We start from the raw sequence: 24,404 nt of genomic DNA on the forward strand, positions 1-24,404 counted from the left end.
ATTAACATGAAGCCACTTAAACTGACTGTACATGCTTTTGGCCCTTTTTCTGGTACTGAATGTATTGATTTTGCGGAGTTGGGATCTAACCCCTTATTTTTGATAAATGGCCCTACAGGCGCGGGCAAAAGCTCCATACTTGATGCCATCTGTTTTGCCTTATATGGCCAAACAACCGGGGCTGAACGCTCAGCCTCACAAATGCGCTGTGATTTCGCCGATATAAATTTACTGACCGAGGTAACCTTAGATTTTAGCTTGGGCAATAAGGCTTATCGTATTTCTCGGATCCCTATGCAAGAGAGGGCTAAGAGTGTTGGAGAAGGCACCACGTCGCAAAATTCCAAAGCCAGCCTTTGGGAGCTTGATGGTAGCGAGAACAATCGGCTACTAGTTTCATCTAGCGTGAAAGAAGCAGACAACCAGATTAGAAGTCTTATTGGATTAGATGTTGAACAATTCCGTCAGGTTATGGTGTTACCTCAAGGTAAGTTTAGAGAATTGTTGTTAGCGGACTCTAAAGATCGCGAAAAAATATTTAGCCAGTTATTTCAAACTTCCATCTATAAGAGGATTGAAGGTGGTTTAAAACTCCAAGCTGCAGAGATTAAAAAAGCGGTGGAGCAACATCAGAACCAAATAAAAGGCATATTGCAAAGTGCTGACGTCAACTCAGAAGAGCAGGTTGAAACAAGCATTGTGCAGATAAAACCAGAACTTGTACTGGCATTTACTCAAAAACAAGATGCACAAAGCCAGGTTAAACAAACGGAAAAAGCCTTAGAAGCGGCTAATCAATTAGTTAAAAAGTTCACCGAATTTGAGTTGAAAAGTCATGAGTTAGAACAACTTAAAGAATCCATTCCCGCGTTCGACAAGCTAAAACAACAGCTGAGGCTTGCCCAAGTTGCACAAAAGTTAGCACCTCTTTTTAAAGACAAAAAGAGCGTGGCATCAAAACTAGCTCAAGGGCAGGAAAAATTAGCTAACAGTCAATCGGCATTAAGCCAATATGACGCCCAGTTAAAACAAGCAGTAGAAAGATTTAGCGCCGCACAAGTTGAGCAGCAACAAGTTGAGTCTGTGCAAAAACAACTCAATCAACTGGAACAGTTTTTAAAAGTGGCGCAAAACTTAAACGCCGCCACAGTGTTAAAAGAAAAGGCCCAATCACAGGCGACGGAGAGTAAAAGTAAACTTAATAAGCAACAAGGTCAGATAGACACTATCAGTTCACAAATAATGGGTTTAGAACAACAATGGCAGCAACTTTCAGAGCAAGTAAGCGCCATCGCAGCACAACAACTATTACTTGAAAAGTTAAGTCAAAACTTGACCAAGGGTAAAAATTTACAGAAATTACGGGACGAATTAAAGCAACTGCAACAGCAAAGTACTCTGGCCAGACGTGATTATGATTCAGCCCAAAATAGCTTATTAGACAGTTCACGCTTAGTTAAAAAAACCGAGTTTTCTTGGCATGCTAGTCAAGCGGCTATTTTGGCCCAAGAGTTAGAAGACGGAGAGCCATGTCCTGTGTGTGGTAGTTTGCAGCACCCTAATATTGCCACGACACAAGGTGTTATTGAATTCACCAGCAAAGAAAAAGTCGATGAGGTTAGAGCCCTAGAACAACAAGCAACTAACACGCGAGATAAGGCAAAAACACTATTAGATAACGCTGTCAGCAAGGAAACCGTTAAACAGAGCTTAATTGATTCCCTAAACCAAGAGTTAGGCGATATTGCATCTAAAAGCATAGAAGAGATGCAAACTGAGCACTACACTCAGCAGCACAAAGTCAGTGAGTTATTAAGGGTTCAAAAAAACCTGACAACTGTAGCTGAAAACCTAGAAAACAATAAAAACACACTCAAAGAGTACCAAGCTAAACTCTCTGGTTTGCAAGACCAAGCAGCGGTAGATGAGAAAGGTTTGATCACAGCTGAAGCGAATGTTGCGCAACTTGAAAAACAAGTCCCCTCTCAGCAACGTAATATTTCCGAGCTAGAATCCAATATAGATGGTCTAAAACGTAAGATTAGCCAGCTTAATGAGGCCTTAGTGTCTGCTCGACAAGACAAAGAAGTCGCCCAATCTCAATTCGACCAAGGTCATGCCAACAACCAGGCATTACAGGCAAATTTAGCTGAGTTGGAAACCGAAAGTCGAGAGGCCGAAAAAAATTGGGAAACCGCTTTAGGGGCAAGTGAGTTTATTAATGAAGACGCTTTTTTAGCCGCGCAACTAAGTGATCAACAACAACTTGAGTTACAAACCAATATTGAAGGGTTTAAAACTAGGCTGGATAATTTAACCGGAGCGGTTTCCCAACTTAAATCTGAGTTAACCGCCCAAAGCAAACCTAACCTTGTTGTGATCCAAGACGAACTTGCCTTGGCTAATTCAGTGCTTAATGAAAAAGATCGCATATGGCGGGAATTAGAAGAGCGCAAAAATCAGCTTCTTTCGGTGCAAACCAAGTTAATTGCTGCCCATAAAAAGAACCAAGCACTTGAAGTGCAATATCAAACCGTAGGAACCTTATACGAGGTATCCAACGGACTCACCGGTGATAAAGTTAGTTTGCAGCGATTTGTGCTCAGTGTCTTGTTAGATGATGTATTGATACAGGCTTCACAGCGATTGTCGTTAATGAGTAAAGGCCGATATCAACTTATTCGCAAGGAAGAGCGTGCGAAAGGCAACAAAGCATCTGGACTTGAACTGGAAGTAGATGATGCCTACACCGGCAAATCGCGTCCTGTTGCCACTCTGTCAGGGGGAGAGTCCTTTATGGCTGCCTTATCATTAGCCTTGGGTTTGTCTGATGTGGTGCAGTCCTATTCAGGTGGTATTCGACTGGATACATTATTTATAGATGAAGGGTTTGGTAGTTTAGACTCTGAGTCGTTAGATTTAGCCATCCGCACTTTAATCGATTTGCAATCCACTGGCCGCATGATTGGGATCATTTCCCATGTTAGTGAGTTAAAAAGTCAAATGGCCCTGCGAGTTGATGTGAAATCAGGCAGAGCGGGTAGTCAAATTGAGGTGTTAACTGCATAACGAGTCTGAATATAAAAAGCCATGGCATAAATAGACAAAAAAACATATCTGCTTGACAACTTAGTGCATATAGTTACCATGGTAACTATATTGTTTTGATTAAGGACTGCTCTGTGCATTGTATCTTTGCCACCATTACACCAAAGCCCCAATATTTTAAATATGCAAAAAAAGCTATCCTTGGAATATTAGGGGCTACTCGAAAAGAAGAAGGCTGCTTGCAATTTGACGTCCACACAAATCAAAGTGAAACACAGCTATTTTTATATGAACAATGGCAGGATGAAAGTGCCCTTGAACAACATTATCAGCAAGATTATACAAAACAGGTGTTTACTGCTTATCAAGACTGGTTAGCTGAGCCTGTTGAGATAAAAACCATGGCTTTGCTTAAATAATGGTAGAAGTTTAAAAGTATGTTTTTTCTAAAAGAGCTACCGACTCAAGCAATGATAAACCGCTACAGTGAAGATTACTTTCCTGAGCGAAGTGAAGATGTCGCTAAAAAATTGCAAGGACTGCGAGAATACAGCACTTTGATTCGAAAATTAGAGGACTACTTTGCTAGCCACAACCTTTCTCAATTACGATTTTTAGTCATGATGGTGATTGATCGTGAGCCGGATCGTGATCACCTCCTTGCCCATGAAATAACAGAAAGGTTAGATGTATCAAAGCCGGTATTGAGTCGAGCCATAAAGAAGCTTATTGCAGCCTCGTTATTGTCTTCCAAAAAGGATAAGCAAGATGCAAGGGCAGTTTTGCTATCTTTGACTCCAACAAGTAAAGAATTACTGAGGTCAATATTGCCCGGCTATTTTGACATTCTGAGTGCTCAAAGCCACTCGGTGTAGATAAAACCGTTATTCGTTTATGTAAGTTTTGGGCTTGTAGTAGCACATGTCCAAGTTACCGTTAGCCTTAAAGTGAAAGAATTCACTTTCTAAACCACGAGCGCTTTGTAAACGTTTTTGGAAGGCGTCAGAGTCCTGTTTTTGTATTTCAATTTTAATGCGCTCTTCAGGGGCAATATTTTCTGCCATTTTAATCCAATGTATTTTACTACGCTGCTCAGCTTGTTCGATAACGCCACTCGCTTCATTGACACTTGCCCGTTTTAAGGATTGCAAGGCAGGCATGCCATAGATAACCTGACCAAAGGAGCTCATGTTTCGATCTAGGTGTCGAGTAGCTTGGCCAATGACCATATAAAAATGGGTAGTGGCTGAGTCTTTATTTACATCCCTGGCCATGGCTACATTACCTGGGCAGTGAAGAAGCCACTCTTCTTTACTTTGTAAATCTCGACCGGCAGGAAATTCATGTAAATAGCCAGTTTCAGGTGCCATGAAATCATTTTTTTGTTCCAGTTGAAAGGCACTAATGGGGGGAATAGGGCGGGTAAACTCTGCCTTTAATGGACTATTAAATTGAGTTGGTTTTTTATCCTCAAGATCACCTGCTTGGGCAACAAAACCGTCTATCACCCGATAAAAGTCTAAGCCGTCGTAATAACCTTCACTAATCAGGTTTTTAAAGCGTTTTACATGCTCAGGAGCGATAAACGGCGCTAATTCAATGATCACTAGTCCTTCATCAGTTTGCATATAAACTTGGTTTTCTAATCTAGGTGCACGCCATTCTGTTTGGACTTTACTCAAAGCTGAACAAGAAAAGAATGCAACAACGATTAAAAGTGTAGTGAAAGGTTTCATGGTTATTCCTTGTATAAAAAAGCCCGTTAATGACTACATTAACGGGCTTTGTTTAATCCGTAAACTTAATTAGGTTTTTGGCTATTTTACTTCGACCCCAGCGGCTTGCTTGTCAGCATGATAACTGGAACGCACCATAGGTCCGCAGGCTGCGTGAGTAAATCCAATGCTGTGAGCATAGTCACCTAATTCGTCAAATTCAGACGGGTGTACATAACGTTTTAAAGGGTAATGATGTTTACTAGGTTGTAAATACTGTCCTAATGTAAGCATATCAACGTTGTGAGCACGCAAATCGTCTAACACTACGCTTATCTCTTGCTTGTCTTCACCCATTCCCATCATTAAGCCTGATTTAGTCGGGATCTCAGGATGTTGTTCTTTGAATTTTTTGAGAAGATCGAGTGACCACTGATAGTTTGCCCCTGGACGACATTCTCGATAAAGACGAGGTATGGTTTCCAAGTTATGATTAAACACGTCTGGCACACCTTGTTTAAATATTTCTAGTGCGCGATCCATACGGCCACGAAAGTCGGGTACCAGTACTTCAATTTTGGTCGATGGGCTGTGTTCACGAATAGCATTAATACAATCGACAAAATGTTGAGCACCGCCATCACGCAAATCATCACGGTCAACAGACGTAATGACCACGTACTTTAATCCCATCTCAGCAATGGTTTTAGCAAGTTTAATCGGTTCTTCTGCACTTGGAGGTAAAGGCTTTCCGTGGGCAACGTCACAAAATGGACAACGTCTGGTACAGATATCACCCAAAATCATAAAGGTAGCTGTACCATGGTTGAAACACTCCGCTAAGTTAGGGCAGCTTGCTTCTTCACATACAGAATACAGATTATTTTTGCGCAGGGTTTGTTTGATGTGATCAATTTTTTCCGTTGTACGGGGTAATTTAATTTTGATCCACTCAGGCTTACGCAACATTTGTTCTTTTTCTGTGGGAACAATCGTAATGGGAATGTGTTTTACTTTCTCATCATCGCGGAGTTTTACTCCAGCTTGTGGTCGTGCGTTACTCATCAAAACCTTCTTTATATTCTTTGTGATCAATATTTAACAAATTGCAAAAGTGCTCAACCAATTTAGTGCCTGCTGCATTTACAGATTGCGGGCCACCAATAGTTGCGCAATTTATCATCTCAAGGCCAGCATAGCCACAAGGATTAATACGATTAAATGGCGACAAGTCCATGTTTACATTCAATGCTAAGCCGTGAAATGAGCAGCCTTTACGTATACGTAGCCCAACTGAGCAGACTTTCTTTTCGTCAACATATACCCCAGGAGCGTCAGCTTTAGGATAAGCGTTGATTGCATAATCCTGCAAAGTATTCACAACACAGCTTTCAAGGGCAGTTACCAAGTTCCTTACACCAAGCTTACGCCGCTTAATGTCCAACAAAACATACATAGTTTGCTGACCTGGACCGTGATAAGTAACCTGTCCACCTCGGTCGACTTTCACCACGGGGATATCCCCAGGTGCTAATAAGTGTTCTTCTTTACCAGCCTGACCTTGGGTAAACACAGGTAAGTGTTCAACTAACCATATTTCATCTGCAACAGTTGCGTCTCGAGAATCGGTAAAATCTTGCATTGCCTGCCAGATGGGTTGATAACTTTGTTTACCTAATTGACGAACAACTAAAGACATATTACGCAAACGCCACTACCGATTTCATTACAGCACAACTCTTACTAATTCTAAGCTAGATAACTCAGTGTAAATGGTTTCCATATGTTCTTTACTAGTCACCTTTACGCTAATAGATAGCGAATGGTAGGTACCTTTAGAACTGGGTTTTACTGTTGGGCTGTAATCACCTGGTGCATGGTTCTGCAAACAAGAAATAACATCATTAGGAAGCTGCTCATGAGCAACTCCCATTACTTTGAATGTCTGCAAACAAGGAAAATCCAACAATTGATCGAATTTAGTATCCACTTTTTACTCTTCACTAATTTAGGGATTTGAATGCTAGTGAATTGACTAGTCACCAAATCCAAGTTGTAATTTTATATAATCATATGCCCGGTCAAACAATCCGCCTTCTTGCACTTCATGCAGGGCGACTAACGGGTATTCAGCAATATCTTCACCTTCTAGTTGCAAAAATAGCTTACCAACCACTTCACCTTTTGCGATGGGGGCTTCCAAACTTTTTTCTAGTTCAAAGTTTGCTTTGAGATTTTTGACCTGACCTCTAGGGATAGTTATGGGGGTGTCTTGGTTAATTCCCAAGTCTACAGTTTCTTTATCACCCATATAAATACGGTGGGAAACAAAGCTGTCACCCGCTTTATATGGCGTGACGGTTTCAAAGAAACGGAATCCATACTTTAATAATTTTTTATTTTCATTTTTACGGGCTCTTTCACTATCAGCGCCCATAACCACTGCCACCAAGCGCATATCACCTTGGGTAGCAGATGTAACTAAGCTGTAACCAGCATCAGAAGTATGACCGGTTTTGATCCCGTCTACATTTAAGCTTTTGTCCCACAACAGACTATTACGGTTATATTGTTTTATATCGTTGTAAGTAAATTCTTTCTCTTCATACAAAGCGTACTCTTCAGGAACATCATTAATTAGTGCACTAGCAAGAATAGCCATATCACGAGGAGACGTGTAGTGATCCGCATCATGCAAACCATGACTATTAACAAAATGGGTTGATGTCATGCCTAATTTTTCAGCATGGGCATTCATTAAACTAACAAATGCACTCTCTGTTCCGGCAATGTGTTCAGCCATGGCCACGCAAGCATCGTTACCTGATTGAATGATAATGCCGCGATTTAAATCGTGTACTGAAACTTGCTTACCGACTTCAATAAACATTTTCGATGAATCTGGAAAGTTTTTGGCCCACGCATTTTCAGATACCGTCACCATATCGGATTCTGAAATATTACCTAACTTGAGTTCATTGCCGATAACATAACTGGTCATCATTTTAGTTAAACTTGCTGGAGCAAGTTGTATATCCGCATTTAGTTCTGCAATCACATGACCGGTATTATGATCGATCAACAAGAAGCCTTTAGCGGCAACGGTCGGAGGAGGGGGGATGACTACAGCTGAAAATGCACTAACCGAAAATACGGCTGTGCTTACTGAGCAAAACAACCCGAAAAAAATAGACTTAATATTGTTCATTGACCTACCATTATTATTAATCTTTTAAAAAGTGTTTCTTGAGCGGTGCGTAATATATCATTTCTGCCAATCACTTTCGTGAAAAATATCTTCAAGTTCGTTTAATCGTTTAGATTTTATGGCGGACGACATATTTGGCTCAACAATAGACGCATGGGTATTCACTAAATATCCACAACTCCCTTAATTACAACTCATGTTACGACCACTAAAAGTTAAAAAAAGTTTAACTTGTTTTTCAACTCAGTATACAACTTCATTAGGGGGTCATAGTCGTTTGGCTGTATATGCGAAAGGCACTGTTATAGCCATCTAATTTTAATTGTTGCAAAAGTTGTTCTGCATGATTTTCATCATCCAAAGGACCTAAATGCAGTCTGAATAGACCATTTTCGTTTGGTGTGTTGACGGATACTTGATACTGGCTTTGAAGACCTTGAGCTAATGCTTGTACTTTTGTTGCATCTTGTAAAGCCGCAACTTGAATAAATAGCTGGTTATCTGCTTTTGCTGATGCTATTTCAGACGCTGATGGCGCTGGTGTATTACCTACAGTCAGCATGCCATTTTGATCCACGTGCATTACTTCTACTTTCACATGAGCCGTTCCGGTATCTAACACGCCAATTTTCATCGCTGCTGCATAAGATAAATCGATGATACGATTGTGATGGAATGGCCCTCGGTCATTGACTCGTACCACAGCAATTTTACCATTTTCTATGTTTGTCACTTTGACGATCGATGGCAGCGGTAGGGTTTTATGGGCGGCACTCATGGCAAACATATTGTAGACTTCGCCGTTAGCGGTTAAATGGCCGTGGAACTTCTGTCCGTACCAAGATGCAATACCTTGTTTAACGTAGCCTTTTCCTGTTGTAAGAGGTTTATAATATTTGCCTAAAACAGTGTACGGTCGCATCGATGCGGCAAGATATGGTTCGTATTTAGGCTGCACATCACGAAAATCAATATCTCGACTAATCGTTTTTGGTTTTGAATCTGAATGCTGGCTATAACGACCTGTATTACTACAAGACGCAATTAGCGCACAAAGTATCAAACAACCAATTATTCTCATTTTAATTCCATTGCTTGTTGTAGCTGTTGACTAAACTGAAATACTGCCATGGCATATAATGGGCTGTGATTATAGCGAGTTATCGTGTAAAAGTTAGGTAGTCCTACCCAATACTCAGTATTATCAGGTTGTTCAAATGCGAGTAATTTCACGCTTTGTTGTGCTGATAAGGAAGTTTTGTCATCTAGTCTTACGCCCGCGTCACTTAACTCTTGCCATGTGTGCTTATATTTTAAACTTTTACTGACTAAATCATCAACTTTATTACTGGATGTTGCAACTGTTGCTTTAAATGCAATAGGTTCGCCTGATCGCCATCCATGACGTTTAAAGTAATTAGCCACGCTGCCAATCGCATCTGTGGGATTGTTTAATAGATCGCGAACGCCGTCGCCATCAAAATCTACTGCATAATGCCGATAGCTAGAAGAGATAAACTGACCCCAGCCCATGGCCCCAGCATAAGAACCTTTAACATCGGATAAATCGAAGCCTTCTTCTCGGGTGAGTAGAAAATATTCTGCTAATTCACTTTTAAAAAAAGTGGCACGGGGAGGGTAGTAAAAACCCAGCGTATACAATGCATCTAATACCGAATATTTACCTTTATATGTGCCATAAAAGGTCTCAACTCCAATAATCGCGACAATGATTTGAGCAGGGACTCCGGTTTCTTGCTCAGCTCGTTGCAAATCTTCTTGGTGCTCTTGCCAAAAGGCTAGTCCTTTGGCAAGACGCTTTTCAGTTAGGAAAATAGGGAAGTATTGATGCCAAGGTTTGGCTTCCCAAGGTTTAGCAATGGCTTCTAAAATAGTCTGGTTCTTGTTAGCCCCGTTTAATGTTTGTTTTATAAAGTCGGGATCAAATTGATGCTTTTCAGCCATCATTGTAATGAACTCTTCTATTTGCGCATCAACTTTTGAATCGACGTCTTGGTTAGCCAATCCCTGTGTCATATTCAGGCATAAAATGGAAAACAATATACATTTTGTTAGCGCACGCATTTTCTCTCCGCTTGGAAATCAGCCCGCTTAGGCCGTTTATTTAGTTATTATTGTCTGGAAAGCAGACGTTTTTGGGTACTGATTGCCATTAGAATGCCAAATCCGGCTAATAAAGTCACCATTGATGTTCCGCCATAGCTGACGAGTGGTAAAGGCACACCCACTACCGGCAATAAACCAGAGACCATTCCCATATTAACAAATACGTAAACAAAGAAGGTTAAGGTGATGCTACCAGCTAGTAGTTTAGCGAAAGCATCTTGAGCTCGCATGGCGATCATCAAGCCAACCACTATGATGTAGCAATATATGGCTAACAGCGCCAATATTCCAAACAAACCAAACTCTTCACTAAATACCGCAAAAATGAAGTCGGTGTGTCTTTCCGGTAGAAACTCTAATTGGGACTGTGTTCCTTGCAACCACCCCTTGCCGCTAACACCACCGGAACCTATTGCTATTTTGGATTGAATTATATGGTATCCGGATCCTAAGGGATCACTCTCAGGATTAAGAAAAGTCAAAACTCTCTGCTTTTGATATTCTTTCATTAGGAAGAACCACATAACTGGCGCAAAGGCCGACAACAAAAATGTGACCATTAATATCAGGCTCCAACTCATGCCCGCTAGAAATAATACAAATACGCCTGAACTGGCGATTAACAGTGAGGTACCTAAATCTGGTTGTTTGGCGATCAATAATGTCGGTACAGCCACAAATAAAAATCCGATACAAATGTTCCAGATTTTGGGGGGCAGGTTGTAGCGGCTAATATACCAAGCAATCATCATCGGAACGGCCAATTTCATTATTTCTGATGGCTGAAATCGCACAACCCCTAAATCTAGCCAGCGTTGCGCGCCTTTTCCTGACACCCCAAAAAGTAATACTGCAACCAGCATTAACACGCCTGCGATATAAAAATACACCGACATTCGTTGATACGCCAAAACGGGGATTTGCGCTAACATGAACATGACTAATAGGGCGACTCCAAGTCGAATTACTTGTCGTTGTATCAACGCCATATCTTGGCCGCCAGCAGAATATATAGTGACTAAACCCACAGCCATTAGAACTAATAGTCCAATCAACAAAGTAACGTCTATGTGTATTTTGGTGAAAATGGATTGTTTATTTGGTTCTAATTTTGTTCTTAACATAGTCAATGCTTATTGTTGTGTCTGATTATCGGTTTCAGATTCATCGACGTTAGTTTTAACCAACTGATGCTGTTTATCTTTAAAATAAAAATCCATCACTTTTCGAGCGATTGGCGCAGCTTGGGAGCTACCTCCACCGGCATTTTCAAGTGCGACAGCAATGCTAATTTGCGGATCATCATAAGGCGCAAAACCGATATACATCGCGTTATCCCTATGTTTTTCTGCTAACTTTTCAGCGTCATATTTTGCATCTTGTGCAATAGACACAACTTGAGCAGTACCGGTCTTGCCAGCAGGCTCATAATTAACGTCTACAAAAGCGCCCCGCGCTGTACCATGAGGTTCATGGATTACTCCATACATAGACGCTAGAACCAGATCCCAATTTTCACTGTTTTTTATGGGGATGGGTTGGAGTTCTTTTAGTGGATCTAAAACCATTTCATTTTCAACAATTCTTCCTCGTAATATTTGAGGAACAATTCGTCTACCTTTATTTACCAACGTATTCACCGACTTTGCTAATTGCAGTGGCGTTGCGGTCCAATAACTTTGCCCAATGCCTACCGAAATGGTGTCGCCGATGTACCAAGGTTCGTTATAGCGTGCTTTTTTCCAACCGCGGCTTGGCATATTTCCATCTGATTCTTCATAAATATCAACTCCGGTGTAATCACCAAATCCAAACTCTGTCATGGTTTCGTTAATGCGATCTATACCGAGGTGGTAGGCTAAATCGTAAAAGAAAAAGTCACAGGATACTTCTACTGACTTTTTGACATCTACCCAACCGTGACCCCAAGGAATCCAATCTCGCCATACATGGCTAACATTTTTTAGTTGATAACGGCCATTGTCGAAAAGACGAGTTTCGCTGTCGATAACACCTTCTTCTAAGCCTGCTAACGCTAAGTGCGGTTTAACCGTTGATGCAGGCGGATATTGACCTTGTGTTGCGCGGTTAATCAGTGGTCTATCGGTTGATTGAAGTAGTTTTGAATAGTTTTTACTGCTGATACCGTGCACAAAATAATTGGGATCATAGCTGGGGTTACTATAAAGCGCTAAAACACCACCGGTTTTTGCATCTAGTGCAACCACTGAACCTCGAGTGTCGCCCAAAATGTTCTGTATTTCTAACTGCATTTTAACGTCAATATTGAGGATCAAGTCTTGACCTGGTTCAGGTGGTTGAAAGTTCAACGTACGGATAATCCGTCCTTTACTATTCACTTCTACTTCTTGATATCCCACTTCGCCATGGAGTAATTCTTCATGGTACTTTTCGATACCTAGCTTGCCTATATCATGGGTAGCAGCATAGTTGTCTTCTTGCCCGGCTTCGCTGAGTTTTTGTAAGTCTTTTTTATTGATTCTTGCTACGTAGCCCAACGCATGAGTAAGTGCGCTACCAAAAGGATAATGACGGGTTAATCTGGCTTCAATCGACACCCCTGGGAATTTATGTTGGCTAGCTGAAAATAAAGCCACATCAGTATTCGTTAGGCGATTACGTAAGGATACAGGTTTGAACCGTCTTACTCGTTTCATATTGGCTTTAAAGTCAGAAATTTCATCTTCACTTAAATTAAGTAAACTAGTTAGTTCGGTAAGGGTTGCATCGAGATCTTCTATCTCTTCGGGAATTACCTCTAATGAAAAAACAGGTCGATTTTCAGCTAGTAGAATCCCGTTTCTGTCGTAAATAAGACCTCTATTGGGAGCAACCGGCAGCACTTTTATTCTGTTGCCATTGGAGCGTGTTTGATAGTCGGAAAATTTTGATACTTGCAGATAATATAAATTGCTTATTATTAACACCATCGCCACGCAAACCAATAGCATTGCAATGAAGCTGCGTCTTGCAAAAAGGTTGGCTTCGGCCGAATGGTCTTTAATAGTTACGCGATTAACAGCCAAAACTATTCTCGGTGATAAGGGTGATTGGCATTCACCGACCAAGCACGATATAAACTCTCAGCAACAATTATACGAACCAAAGGGTGCGGCAAGGTGAGGGCAGATAGCGACCACTTTTGTTCACTGGCTTGGATACACTCTGGCGCGAGTCCTTCAGGACCACCGATCAATAAGCTCACGTCTCTGCCATCCATTTGCCAAGCGGCAAGGTTTTGCGCCAAATCAGTTGTGGTCAAGGCTTTTCCTGTTACTTCAAGGGTGACAACTTTGTTACCTTTGGGTATTGAATTTAAGGTAAGTTCCCCTTCTTTTTGCAAAATCCGTTTAATATCTGCATTTTTGCCTCGTTTCCCTGCAGGAATTTCGGTTAAGGTTAACGATAAATCGCCGTTAAAACGGCGCTCATATTCTCGATAACCTGTTTCCACCCACGAGGGCATTTTGGTGCCTACTGCTATCAGTTGAATGCGCATTAGAACTAATTTCCTAGATTGAGTTTAGTCGCTATGCCCAAAGCTTTTCTAACTGATAGAAATCACGAGTCTGATCTTGCATTACATGCACTACAATTTCACCAAGATCTACTAACACCCATTCGCCTTCGGCTTGACCTTCGACGCTGAGAGGCGGGTGGCCCGCTTTCTTAGTTTCGTAAACTACATTTTGTGCAATTGACGCCACATGACGTTTCGAATTCCCCGAGCAAACCAACATAGTGTCGGTTACTGTAGACTTGCCTTTTACATCAATATCAACGATGTCTCTGGCCTTAAGGTCTTCGATTTTATCGATTACAAATTTTTTGAATTCGTCGCTTTCCAATTGTGTTCCTCTTAAAACGTTTTCTCAACGTGAATTGTATCAGAAATAATAACAAACTAGCATAGCTATCTATTACTTCAATTATAAAGGGGTTGCAGCGTTACGCGTAACGATTGCAGTTATTCTAATGGTATAGAAGTTAAGTCAAACGGAATAAATAATAAACACAAATGACACAGCTCAACATAGGGACGCATTACTTGCGATTGTTTTATTCGTTGATCCAATATTTGCAGTTTTTGCTGGATATTGTCTAAGGTTGCTAAGGAAATCCGTTGCAAGGCACTCATATAGAACCCTTGTCTATTTTTCCATATCCGATGTTGGTTCCAATTGATGGCTTTACCTGCTTGTTTATCCGCTAGAAAGGAGCTTAAAACTTGCCATTCTCGGGTCAAAGCCCAACACACTATAGTCGGTTCTACTCCTTCAGCTTCTAATCGATACAACATTTTGACCATTCTATCAGCGTCACCTGAAAGCATGACATCGACTAATTGGAATACGTTGAATCGAGACTGATCAACCACGGATTCAATGATTTGTTGTTCAGTGACCACGCCGTTAGGATACAACAACAGTAATTTGTCGATTTCCTGTTTGGCCGCTAATAAATTTCCTTCACAATAATCACTTAGCAGTTTGATTGACTCAGGTCCGGTTTTTAAGCCTGTCTCATTCATATAACCTGCAACCCATTGCTGCAGTTGCTTGCCTTCTAGGGCAAAACAGGGAACATAAATACCTTGTTTGTCTAATGCTTTAAACCACTTAGCATTTTGTACATCACGTCCAATCTTTTGCCCGTGTATGAGTACGATAGTATCGGCATGAGAATTCGCAGCGAGTTCACAAAGCACTTTGCTGCCTTCCGTTCCCGGTTTGCCTGTAGGTAGTTCTAATTCGATAAACTGTTTTGAGCTGAACAGCGATAATGTCTGGGTTGCTTCGATTAGGCTGGACCACTGAAATTGATTGTCTACTGTGAGTTGCTGGCGCTCGTCAAATCCTTGTTGTAATGCTTGTTTGCGTATTGCTTCAATACTCAGCATTTTTTGCAGTGGTTCATCACCAAAAACCATATAAAAATTATGGTCATTTTTTTTAACATGTTGGGCCAAGCGATTTGGATAGACCTGCATTAAAGTTCTCGGCTATCCAAACTAGGTAACATTCTGACAATGCGATCTGCGGCTTGATTACGCATCTCTTTAAGCACTAAGTCTAATTCCCGAGATTTAGCCAAAATAGCATCGGGATCATCTTGGTATTCCCGAGTAATGTCAAATTCTACAATTTGCGGTTCTTTATCAGGAAAAATGACTTGCAGTTTAATGGTCAATACCAACTCATATTCCGCGACTTGGCCACTACTAAAAAGTGAAAGTAACCTTCTATCAAGGCTGTCTGGATACAAATAAATAGCAATAGTGCTGTCTTTTTGTTGCACAGGAATGTTAGCCACATAGGCTATCTGATAGAAATCGAAGTGTTCTTTCACCGCGCGTTTTAAAGGTGAATATTCCTTAGGGCCAGACAGGTAGACCTGCTGAATACCGTTTGGCAAAGGCTGTGAACCTCGCAGTTTGAAGCCGCAACCTTGTATACCAAAGATCAAAAGAAATAATAAAAAAGCACGGGTTGAAAGAGTTTTCATCTTATTAGTTTGCCACTATGTTAACTAATTTACCTGGTACATAAATTACTTTTCTAAGTGTTTTACCATCAGTAAATTGGGTTACGTTTGGTTGCTCAATAGCGAGTTCTTTAACTTCTGCTTCTGGCATGTCGGCCGCCACCGTCATTTTAGCTCGAACCTTACCGTTGACTTGTACAATGATAAGTTTTTCGTCTTCAACAAGGGCTGACTGATCCGCCTGTGGCCATGCTTCAAAAGAAATTTCACTTGTGTGTCCAAATTGTTCCCATAATTCGTGGCATATATGCGGTGTTATAGGATTCAACATAAGTACCATTGCTTGTAAACCTTCATCTAACAACGCACGATCTTGGGCTGAATCTTGAGGCGCTTTTTGTAGGTGATTTAGCAGTTCCATAATCGCCGCTATCGCTGTATTGAAGGTTTGACGACGACCTAGGTCATCGCTAACTTTATCAATGGTTTTGTGAATATGGCGACGTAGTGCTTTTTGATCAGTGCTAAGGGTTGAAACAGATAAACTTTCAACGGGTCCTAAGGCTAAATGATCTTGCACCAATTTCCAAAAACGTCTTAAAAAGCGGTTAGAACCATCTACTCCAGAATCAATCCATTCAAGCGTCTGCTCTGGTGGCGCAGCAAACATAGTAAACAAACGAATAGTATCTGCACCGTAAACATCAATGACCTGTTGAGGGTCGATGCCGTTGTTTTTCGACTTTGACATTTTGGTCATGCCGCCAAATTCAACTTCTTTACCGTCACTGGCTAATGTTGCACTAACAATTCGGCCTTTTTCATCTTTTTGAGTATCCACATCTGCCGGTGAATACCACTGCTTTTTGCCTTTTTCATCTTCGCGATAAAAAGAGTCGGCTAAAACCATACCTTGGCAAAGCAACCGTTTGTATGGTTCGCTAGACTCTACTAAGCCTTCATCCCGCAATAACTTATGGAAAAAGCGCGAATACAATAGATGCAATATGGCATGTTCTATACCGCCTACATATTGATCTACTGGCAGCCAATAGTTTGCTTGTGCTGGATCTAACATGGCTTGATCATTTTGTGCACTTGTATAGCGTGCATAATACCAAGATGACTCCATAAAGGTGTCGAAGGTATCTGTTTCACGTAGCGCAGGTTGGCCTTGGTATTCGGTTTTAGCCCATTCTGGATCCGCCTTAATAGGTGAAACAACACCATTCATCACGACATCTTCGGGTAAGACAACTGGCAAATCTTGTTCTGGAACGGGGACAGATTCGCCATTCTCCAGATTCAGCATAGGAATCGGGGAACCCCAATAACGTTGGCGCGAAACACCCCAGTCACGAAGACGGTAGTTAACCTTACGCTGACCTTTACCTTGAGTTTCTAATTCTTGACTAATTTTTTCAAATGCTTGTTCTGAGGTTAATCCGTCAAAATGTCCAGAATTAACTAATTTACCTTTTTCAGTGAATGCCGCTTCACTTAAGTCACAGGTAAGACCGCTGTTATCAAGTGGTTCAATTACTTGGGTAATATTCAGTTTATATTTTGTGGCAAACTCATAATCTCGTTGATCATGTCCTGGTACCGCCATAACCGCACCTGAGCCGTAATCCATTAACACAAAGTTAGCGGCCCAGACCGGGACTTTGATACCGGAAATAGGGTGTACTGCATACAAACCTGTTGCACAGCCCTTTTTCTCCATAGTGGCCATATCCGCTTCTGCTACTTTGGTGTTTTTACACTCTTCAATAAATGCGGCCAATTCTGGATTACTATTTGCTGCTGCTAGGGCAATAGGGTGAGTCGCCGCAATACCAACATAAGTCACACCCAATAGCGTGTCAGGACGGGTGGTATAAACTTCAAATTCGCTGATATTATCGATTGCTTGGGCAAGCTCAAACTTAATTTCTACCCCTTCAGAACGCCCAATCCAATTTTTTTGCATAGTGCGAACTTGCTCTGGCCAGTCTTCCAACTGTTCCAAATCTTGCAGAAGCTCTTCTGCATAGTCGGTTATCTTAATAAACCATTGAGGAATTTCTTTTTGTTCAACCAAGGCTCCTGAGCGCCAACCGCGACCATCAATCACCTGCTCGTTAGCTAATACGGTATGATCAACCGGGTCCCAGTTTACGGTAGCATTTTTCTTGTAAACTAAGCCTTTTTCATATAATCGAGTGAAAAACCATTGTTCCCAACGGTAGTAATCTTGTTTACAGGTTGCTAATTCACGGTTCCAATCATAGCCAAATCCAAGAGATTTGAGCTGCTGCTTCATGTAATCAATATTTGAATAGGTCCATTTCGCAGGAGCAGTATTATTATTAATCGCTGCGTTTTCTGCTGGCAGTCCAAATGCATCCCAACCCATGGGCTGCAATACGTTCTTGCCTTGCATACGATGAAAACGGCTGATTACATCGCCAATGGTATAATTTCTAACATGGCCCATATGTAAACGACCACTTGGATAGGGAAACATCGACAAACAATAAAATTTTTCCTTACTAGCATCTTCTTCAGCTCGGAATATGTCATTTTGTTCCCAATGGGATTGTACCTTTGATTCAATTTCTTGCGGGTCGTATTGTTTGTCAGCCATTAACACGGAATTCCAAAAATAGTATATTTATCTGTTAAAAGAAGCGAAAAGGACTTCTTAATGTTATTCCTTCAAGAATACCTTAGCTAGCCGTATGCAAACAACCGGAAATGCAGTTTAGAGCAATTAAAAACGGTTAGTATGATTATTAATTAGCCGAAACTGAAATTACTAAGGGGTTTGACAGTTGACACAATTCAACATAAAGGTTTCACTGTGGCCAAATTAACTTCAAAATAGACATATGCTGCAACCTACATCACTTAGTGTTGAACAATTAACCGCAATCCCTAGTCGTCGTTTGATTAATCAAGCGCTGCGCGACGATAATGCATTGTTGGCTACATTTATCGGACAACAAAGAGCCAGAGAAGCACTGTCTTTTGGTTTGGGCATACAAGCCAAAGGTTATAACCTCTATGTTATGGGGGAGCATGCCACGGGCCGGTTTACCCTAGTTCAAGAATATATTGCCAAATCAGTAGATAAAGTCCCTACACCAGACGAGTGGTGCTACATCAATAACTTTGAAGAAGAAAGGGAACCTTTCGTTCTGCGCTTAAAACCCGGCGAGAGTAAGCTGCTACATAAAGATATGGAGGGCTTAATTGACGAGCTCTTAGATACCTTTCCTGCCGCCTACGATAACCCTGGATACCAACGTAAAAAAGCGGCCATTGCTAGAGAGTTCGATCAACGTTATGACAGGGCTATTGATAAGGTAGAACAGTATGCACAATCTAAAAACGTTGCCTTGTTTGAAGAAAATGGCACCATAAGTTTTTCACCAATTGTAGATGACAAACCGATCACAGATGCGGATTTCACTAAATTAGATGATCAGCAACGTCAGCATTATTATCAACTAATTGACAAATTAGAGGATTATTTAAGTGAAGCTTTGTTGGAGTTGCCTAAGTGGAAACGTCAATCATCTGAACAGTTACGTAAACTCAAGCGTGATACCGCTGAGCAAGGCATCAAACCGCTATTAAAAGACTTAGAGCACAAGTATGCCAACGAATTAGCCATTCTAAAATTTTTAAGGCAATTGAAATCCCATTTAGTCGATACCATCGTTGAATTACTTGCTGGCGATATTAAAGATGATAAGCAAGATGAATACGATAAACGTGATGTTTTAGAAGAACAATACCTACCTAATATTTTGGTATCTCATCATTTAAACGATGGGGCTCCGGTAGTTTACGAACCGAATCCCACCCATCAAAGTCTATTTGGTAAAATTGAATACACAAATGTGCAAGGTTCGATGTACACCAGCTATCGAATGATTCGAAGTGGCGCATTGCATAAGGCAAATGGCGGCTATCTTTTGTTAGATGCAGATAAAATGATTGACCAACCGTTTGTCTGGGATTCCTTAAAACTCGCATTAAAATTTGGACAGCTCAAAATGGAGTTGCCGCAACTTGACGTTGGAATGGTTAATTCTATGACGTTGAATCCGCAACAAATTCCGCTGAACGTGAAAGTGGTGTTATTGGGGTCCAGAGATTTATATTATTTACTACAAGATTATGACGAAGAATTCGATGAATTATTTCGTGTATTAGTCGACTTCGATCATGAAATACCGCTCAATAAACGTACCCTTTATGATTTTGTCGGCCGGGTACGCAATCATGTGATATCACTTGGTTTGAATAGTATTTCTGATTCGGCGATGTACCGTTTGGTCGAGTACAGTTTACGACTTGCCGAACATCAGCAGAACCTGTCTGCACGTTTTTCAGATGTGATCGAGTTAATTAATGAAGCTCATTATTTTTGCAGTTTAGAAAACTCAAGTGAAATTCAAACTAGTCATATCGAAACCGCTTTAAAGGCAAAAGTTGAAAGGACAGGGCGGGTAAGTCAGGCATTATTGGAAGATATTAAGCAAGGTCAGATATTGATTGCGACCGAAGGAACCGCTATTGGCCAAGTTAATGGCCTGACGGTTCTGGAAATTGGTGACAGTGTCTTTGGCACACCTGCAAGAATCACCTCAACCGTGTACGCGGGTGCAAATGGCGTGGTTGATATAGAACGGGAGGTCGAGTTAGGCCAACCCATTCATTCCAAAGGGGTTATGTTACTTACCGGCTATTTGGGTAACAAGTATGCGCAGTATTTCCCTTTAACACTGTCTGCTAATATAGCCCTTGAGCAATCGTATGGGCATATTGATGGAGATAGCGCGTCATTAGGTGAATTAGTCGCGCTGATCTCAGCGTTAACAGAAGTGCCAGCACGACAAGACCTAGCCATTACGGGTTCAATAAATCAATATGGTGAAGTGCAAGCTATTGGCGGTGTAAATGAAAAAATTGAAGGTTTTTTCAAGCTCTGTCAACATCGCGGATTGAATGGCACTCAAGGTGTGATTATCCCGCATTCTAATCATATTAATTTAATGCTTAATAGCGAAGTAATCGAAGCCGTAAGATCAGGTGTATTTCACATTTACACCGTTGCCACTGTAGACCAAGCTTTGTCTTTGTTGACCGGTAAAGAAGCCGGTGAGCTAAATTCTAGAGGACGCTATCCGAAAGGCACTATGAATTACTTGGCGGTAAATCGCTTGTATAACATAGCTTCAATAGTCAACGGTGCAGACGGAGATTAACAACACAATGAAATGTAAGAGAAAAATATGACAATCAGTAAAGATAAAGTGGTTCAGTTTCATTATCGAATTAATGATCTTGAAGGTAACGAGTTAGAAACGAGTTTTGCTAGTGATCCTGCGGCATATTTGCATGGTCATAACAATATGATGGTTGGCATCGAAAAATCCCTAGAAGGTAAAAGCGTTGGAGATGAGTTCAGCGTTGAACTTCCAGCCCAAGAAACCTTTGGTGAAGTGATTAAAAATGCAGAACAGCGGGTTTCCGTTAAGCATTTGCAAGGGGCTAAAAAATGGAAACCGGGAATGACAGCTGTTTTGCAAACTGAAAACGGTGCTAGGGAAGTGACCATTGTTAAGATGGGTAAATTTATGGCTACTGTGGATATTAATCACCCGTTAGCTGGGCAAACCCTTAAATTCGATTTAAAAGTGGAAGATGTACGTGATGCCACTGATGAAGAATTGTCTCATGGACACGCTCACGGAGTTGGCGGCCACCATCACTAACAGAAGTTATTCATTTCAACGACCATCAAGTATATTTAGCGTGAATTAAAAATTTACGCTAAATATTTAACGATTTCGCGAATTTACGCTATCTTAATTAAGTCCTATCCTTTTTAACAACACATTACTTCACATGGATAGGTAATTAATGCATCGCAGTTAGAATGCACTTTGTTTTCATTACATAAGGACATCTAACATGATTCCAGTGGATGGCGATTTCATCTTGGCGGTTGCACCGCGATTCTCAGGTGACAAAGCAGAAGCACAAATGCGAATAGTTGGTCAGCTTTCAGCTATATTCGCGCCAACCTTAGCCAGTTATCAAATTAATACCAGACTGCGGATTGCTCATTTCATGGGACAAGTTACCCATGAGTGTGCAGGTTTTCGAACCACCGAAGAGTTCGCATCAGGTGCAGCCTATGAAGGCAGGAGTGATTTGGGGAATGATCAAATTGGTGACGGTAAACGCTACAAAGGTCGTGGACTGTTGCAATTAACTGGCAGAGCCAATTATCGACAGTATGGTAAAAAACTCAACTTGCCCTTGGAGGATGATCCTCAAATTGCTGCTGATCCGGCCATTTCCCTTAAAATTGCCTGTGAATATTGGCGTTCCAGAAAAATTAATGCTGCCGCTGATCTCGACGACCTAATCAGGGTTACAAAGCTTGTAAATGGTGGCACTAACGGTCTAGATGATAGGCGTAAATACCTGCAAAAAGCCAAACGAGCTTTAGCTAGTATTGAAGGTATCCGGATAGCGCTGAATGATGGCGATAACGCAGTGGTTCTTCGTCGCGGATCCTTTGGTGATAAGGTGGGGGAATTACAAAAGATGCTAGCTGACAAAGGTTATGTGCTGTCAATTGATAATGACTTCGGTGCGGGCACGGAAGGAGCCGTTATCATGTTCCAAAAGGACAATGGTTTGAAAGAAGATGGTATTGTGGGCAAATCCACTTGGCAGAAACTAGGTGCTTAACATGTTAGCACCTAGTTAGGCGTATTTAGATTTGCGGTAGAGGCGGGGTTATCATTGGTTAAATTGATAAACCCGATTACGACCGTTTTCTTTAGATTCGTACAAAGCAGTATCTGCACCAGCAAATAGTTTTTCTAAACTGTATCCACAAGTCGAAGCATCAGCAACACCAAAACTAGCGGTGATTTTAAATTGATGGTCGGTTTCGTGGGTATCGATGCTGGCAATGGCAGCACGGCAGATTTCAGCAACTTTACAAGCTTCATCAACGTTACAACCTGGCAATACAATGCCAAATTCCTCGCCACCCATGCGGCCAATAAGATCAATTGATCTGCATACTAATTTTGCTTCTTTTACTGATTTTTTAAGTGCCCAATCTCCGGTTTGATGACCGTAAGTATCATTCACTTTTTTAAAGTGATCCAAATCAAACAACACAAAGCTAACAGGCTGTTTCTGATTTTCTGCATCGTCAATTATTCTTTTCGCTCGATGATTGAAATGGTGACGATTACTGATCCCCGTTAGCTCATCAGTCTCTGCCAACTTTCGCAGTTTTATTTGGATTTTTCTGCTGCGATATAACCAAACAAATAGCAAAATAAGTAGAGAGACAGCCAAAGTAAGGGCAAGTCGATTATTACGTGATTGTTCGGCGGCTAATTCTGCTTGTGTGCGTAATAGTGCATTTTGTTTATCTAAAATAACGATTGTATTGTCTTGCTCCAACTTTTCGTATTTAGCTTGTTGAAACGCAAGACCTCGAGCTTTAGTGTCATCTATATAGGCTTTTTCAGCTTCATTAAATCGTTTTAAATATTCAACGGTTTGTTGGTAGTCGCCCTGAGCTTCGGCAGCTTTATATAACACCCCCAATGACCTTACTAAGCCTTTGGTTAAACCAAAATTTTGAATACTGTCATAGGCTTTTAGACCATATGTTTTAGCTAAATCAGGCTGATCTAAAAGTAAATAATTATTTGCCATCAAACTATAAAATACACCAATTAGTGGTGGATATTTACTCTCTACAGTCTGTTTCTCGGCGTCTTGCAATAATTTGAGGGATTCTTTGATGCGACTTTCGTTGGTTAATGATTCTGCCACCGTCATAATAATGATATTTGCGACTAAAAATTCATTGTTACTTTTACAAAAATCAATACTTTCTTGCGCATACTGATAATCAGTAAGCACTTTTGCCAGTTCAAATTCTGATTCAACTTTTATTTGCCGTGCAAAACATTGAGTTCGATTAGTTGTATTTCTTGCTAAAAGTTGGTTGGCTACTTTTAATCCCAATTCATATTGCTGGGCTTGATTATAAAAAATTGCAACAATGCCAAAGCTACTGTTTAAGGCCTCTTCATCCTGTACTTTTTCACGTTGGTCGAACAAACGGTTAATTGCCTTCGCCCCAAAGTAAAAATCACGTTTAACTGCGTAATTATTAACTAAAGAGCTTAGCGCTCGCAATTTTAACGTTTCCGAAGCATTACTACTTTCTATATTTTTATACAGCTCGATGGCTTCATCCACTTTTCCGTTGAAAGTAAGTTGATAACCTTTAAGCAAGTGATAGAAATGCTTTTGCTGGGTTTCAAATGGTTCATCAGTTTCTTCCAACTCTGCCATTAGCGCTTCAAAAGCATTAAAATCAGAACTTCTTATTTTATCTGCTTTATGCAACAGCGTCGTTACATCTGCAAGCGACGTAAGTGGAATCGATAAGCTCAATAAAAAAACAACAGAAATTACAACAAAACGCATTTTCAACTCTCTTTTGGTGCGTCTTCCTGTTCTTCAGACTCCTCTTCTTTTTGCTCATCATCTTTTGCTGGCATCAACGCACACCAAAATTTTCCTTGTTTTTGACGCATTTCTTCTATGTCTTTTTTAGCTTTTAAGGCTAGAGGATGTTGTCCCTGTTCAGACAATTCTCTTTTAAAGTCGGGGTTAACAGCTAGTTGTTCTAATAATTGTAACGCTGACATATTGGCACCTTATTTTGATTAAAAAAATATCGGATGAATAAACAA

Annotated in this window: 22 protein-coding genes; 6 read left to right on the top strand and 16 right to left on the bottom strand. The window is 40.9% G+C overall.

Annotated features, from left to right (window positions below; all coding sequences use genetic code 11):
- The first annotated feature begins 6 nt into the window (after positions 1-6).
- The 3 genes from Q4567_RS06665 to Q4567_RS06675 all read left to right on the top strand — a co-directional run bounded on the left by Q4567_RS06665 (position 7) and on the right by Q4567_RS06675 (position 3,923).
- The gene (locus Q4567_RS06665; RefSeq protein ID WP_303499835.1) at positions 7-3,069 is read left to right on the top strand and encodes an SMC family ATPase; all 3,063 of its coding nucleotides are present in this window, start codon (positions 7-9) and stop codon (positions 3,067-3,069) included.
- A 113-nt stretch (positions 3,070-3,182) separates the two neighbouring features.
- Positions 3,183-3,467, top strand: a complete 285-nt coding sequence (locus Q4567_RS06670; protein ID WP_303499836.1) for a putative quinol monooxygenase — start codon at positions 3,183-3,185, stop codon at positions 3,465-3,467.
- Between the two features lie 18 nt (positions 3,468-3,485).
- Entirely contained in the window at positions 3,486-3,923 is a 438-nt protein-coding gene (locus Q4567_RS06675) for a MarR family winged helix-turn-helix transcriptional regulator (RefSeq protein ID WP_216046471.1), read from the top strand.
- 9 nt (positions 3,924-3,932) lie between these two features.
- On the opposite strand, the gene Q4567_RS06680 is transcribed toward Q4567_RS06675, so the two are convergent.
- From Q4567_RS06680 to leuS, 14 genes are all read right to left on the bottom strand, one after another.
- Positions 3,933-4,784, bottom strand: a complete 852-nt coding sequence (locus tag Q4567_RS06680; RefSeq protein WP_216046472.1) for a peptidylprolyl isomerase — start codon at positions 4,782-4,784, stop codon at positions 3,933-3,935.
- Positions 4,785-4,865: 81 nt separating this feature from the next.
- Positions 4,866-5,828: a lipoyl synthase gene (gene lipA, locus Q4567_RS06685; RefSeq protein WP_216046473.1), complete on the bottom strand. Its 963-nt coding sequence runs from the start codon at positions 5,826-5,828 to the stop codon at positions 4,866-4,868.
- Positions 5,821-6,462 carry a lipoyl(octanoyl) transferase LipB gene (gene lipB, locus Q4567_RS06690; RefSeq protein WP_216046474.1) on the bottom strand — a complete coding sequence of 214 codons (642 nt, stop codon included), beginning with the start codon at positions 6,460-6,462 and terminating at the stop codon, positions 5,821-5,823. Before lipB ends, lipA begins: the two co-directional genes overlap by 8 nt.
- 27 nt (positions 6,463-6,489) lie before the next feature.
- On the bottom strand, positions 6,490-6,753 hold the full coding sequence (gene ybeD, locus Q4567_RS06695) for a DUF493 family protein YbeD (protein ID WP_216046475.1): 264 nt from the start codon (positions 6,751-6,753) through the stop codon (positions 6,490-6,492).
- Between the two features lie 45 nt (positions 6,754-6,798).
- On the bottom strand, positions 6,799-7,971 hold the full coding sequence (locus Q4567_RS06700) for a serine hydrolase (RefSeq protein ID WP_216046476.1): 1,173 nt from the start codon (positions 7,969-7,971) through the stop codon (positions 6,799-6,801).
- A gap of 259 nt (positions 7,972-8,230) precedes the next feature.
- Complete coding sequence (locus Q4567_RS06705) at positions 8,231-9,052, bottom strand: septal ring lytic transglycosylase RlpA family protein (protein ID WP_216046477.1); 822 nt, start codon at positions 9,050-9,052, stop codon at positions 8,231-8,233.
- Positions 9,049-10,008, bottom strand: coding sequence for a lytic murein transglycosylase B (gene mltB / locus Q4567_RS06710; protein ID WP_303499995.1), 960 nt, complete (start codon positions 10,006-10,008; stop codon positions 9,049-9,051). Before mltB ends, Q4567_RS06705 begins: the two co-directional genes overlap by 4 nt.
- A gap of 95 nt (positions 10,009-10,103) precedes the next feature.
- Positions 10,104-11,222, bottom strand: coding sequence for a rod shape-determining protein RodA (rodA, locus tag Q4567_RS06715; RefSeq protein WP_216046479.1), 1,119 nt, complete (start codon positions 11,220-11,222; stop codon positions 10,104-10,106).
- Between the two features lie 9 nt (positions 11,223-11,231).
- Entirely contained in the window at positions 11,232-13,145 is a 1,914-nt protein-coding gene (mrdA, locus tag Q4567_RS06720) for a penicillin-binding protein 2 (RefSeq protein WP_216046480.1), read from the bottom strand.
- Between the two features lie 2 nt (positions 13,146-13,147).
- Entirely contained in the window at positions 13,148-13,618 is a 471-nt protein-coding gene (gene rlmH / locus Q4567_RS06725; RefSeq protein ID WP_216046481.1) for a 23S rRNA (pseudouridine(1915)-N(3))-methyltransferase RlmH, read from the bottom strand.
- A 31-nt stretch (positions 13,619-13,649) separates the two neighbouring features.
- Positions 13,650-13,967, bottom strand: coding sequence for a ribosome silencing factor (gene rsfS, locus Q4567_RS06730; protein ID WP_216046482.1), 318 nt, complete (start codon positions 13,965-13,967; stop codon positions 13,650-13,652).
- Between the two features lie 119 nt (positions 13,968-14,086).
- Positions 14,087-15,109 (bottom strand): DNA polymerase III subunit delta, encoded by a 1,023-nt coding sequence (holA, locus tag Q4567_RS06735; RefSeq protein WP_303499838.1) that lies wholly within the window; start codon positions 15,107-15,109, stop codon positions 14,087-14,089.
- Positions 15,109-15,624 (bottom strand): LPS assembly lipoprotein LptE, encoded by a 516-nt coding sequence (gene lptE / locus Q4567_RS06740; RefSeq protein WP_216046484.1) that lies wholly within the window; start codon positions 15,622-15,624, stop codon positions 15,109-15,111. Before lptE ends, holA begins: the two co-directional genes overlap by 1 nt.
- Positions 15,625-15,628: 4 nt before the next feature.
- The gene (leuS, locus tag Q4567_RS06745; protein ID WP_303499839.1) at positions 15,629-18,232 is read right to left on the bottom strand and encodes a leucine--tRNA ligase; all 2,604 of its coding nucleotides are present in this window, start codon (positions 18,230-18,232) and stop codon (positions 15,629-15,631) included.
- A 244-nt stretch (positions 18,233-18,476) separates the two neighbouring features.
- Between leuS and Q4567_RS06750 the strand changes: the two genes are divergently transcribed.
- From Q4567_RS06750 to Q4567_RS06760, 3 genes are all read left to right on the top strand, one after another.
- Positions 18,477-20,864, top strand: a complete 2,388-nt coding sequence (locus tag Q4567_RS06750) for a Lon protease family protein (protein ID WP_216046486.1) — start codon at positions 18,477-18,479, stop codon at positions 20,862-20,864.
- 27 nt (positions 20,865-20,891) lie between these two features.
- Positions 20,892-21,374, top strand: a complete 483-nt coding sequence (locus Q4567_RS06755; RefSeq protein WP_303499840.1) for a peptidylprolyl isomerase — start codon at positions 20,892-20,894, stop codon at positions 21,372-21,374.
- 199 nt (positions 21,375-21,573) lie between these two features.
- Positions 21,574-22,362 carry a peptidoglycan-binding protein gene (locus Q4567_RS06760; protein ID WP_216046488.1) on the top strand — a complete coding sequence of 263 codons (789 nt, stop codon included), beginning with the start codon at positions 21,574-21,576 and terminating at the stop codon, positions 22,360-22,362.
- 51 nt (positions 22,363-22,413) lie between these two features.
- On the opposite strand, the gene Q4567_RS06765 is transcribed toward Q4567_RS06760, so the two are convergent.
- On the bottom strand, positions 22,414-24,135 hold the full coding sequence (locus Q4567_RS06765) for a GGDEF domain-containing protein (protein ID WP_303499843.1): 1,722 nt from the start codon (positions 24,133-24,135) through the stop codon (positions 22,414-22,416).
- A 2-nt stretch (positions 24,136-24,137) separates the two neighbouring features.
- Positions 24,138-24,359 carry a hypothetical protein gene (locus Q4567_RS06770; protein WP_216046490.1) on the bottom strand — a complete coding sequence of 74 codons (222 nt, stop codon included), beginning with the start codon at positions 24,357-24,359 and terminating at the stop codon, positions 24,138-24,140.
- Between the last annotated feature and the right edge of the window lie 45 nt (positions 24,360-24,404).

The sequence above is a fragment of the Aliiglaciecola sp. 2_MG-2023 genome (assembly GCF_030548145.1).
Lineage (GTDB): Bacteria > Pseudomonadota > Gammaproteobacteria > Enterobacterales > Alteromonadaceae > Aliiglaciecola > Aliiglaciecola lipolytica_A.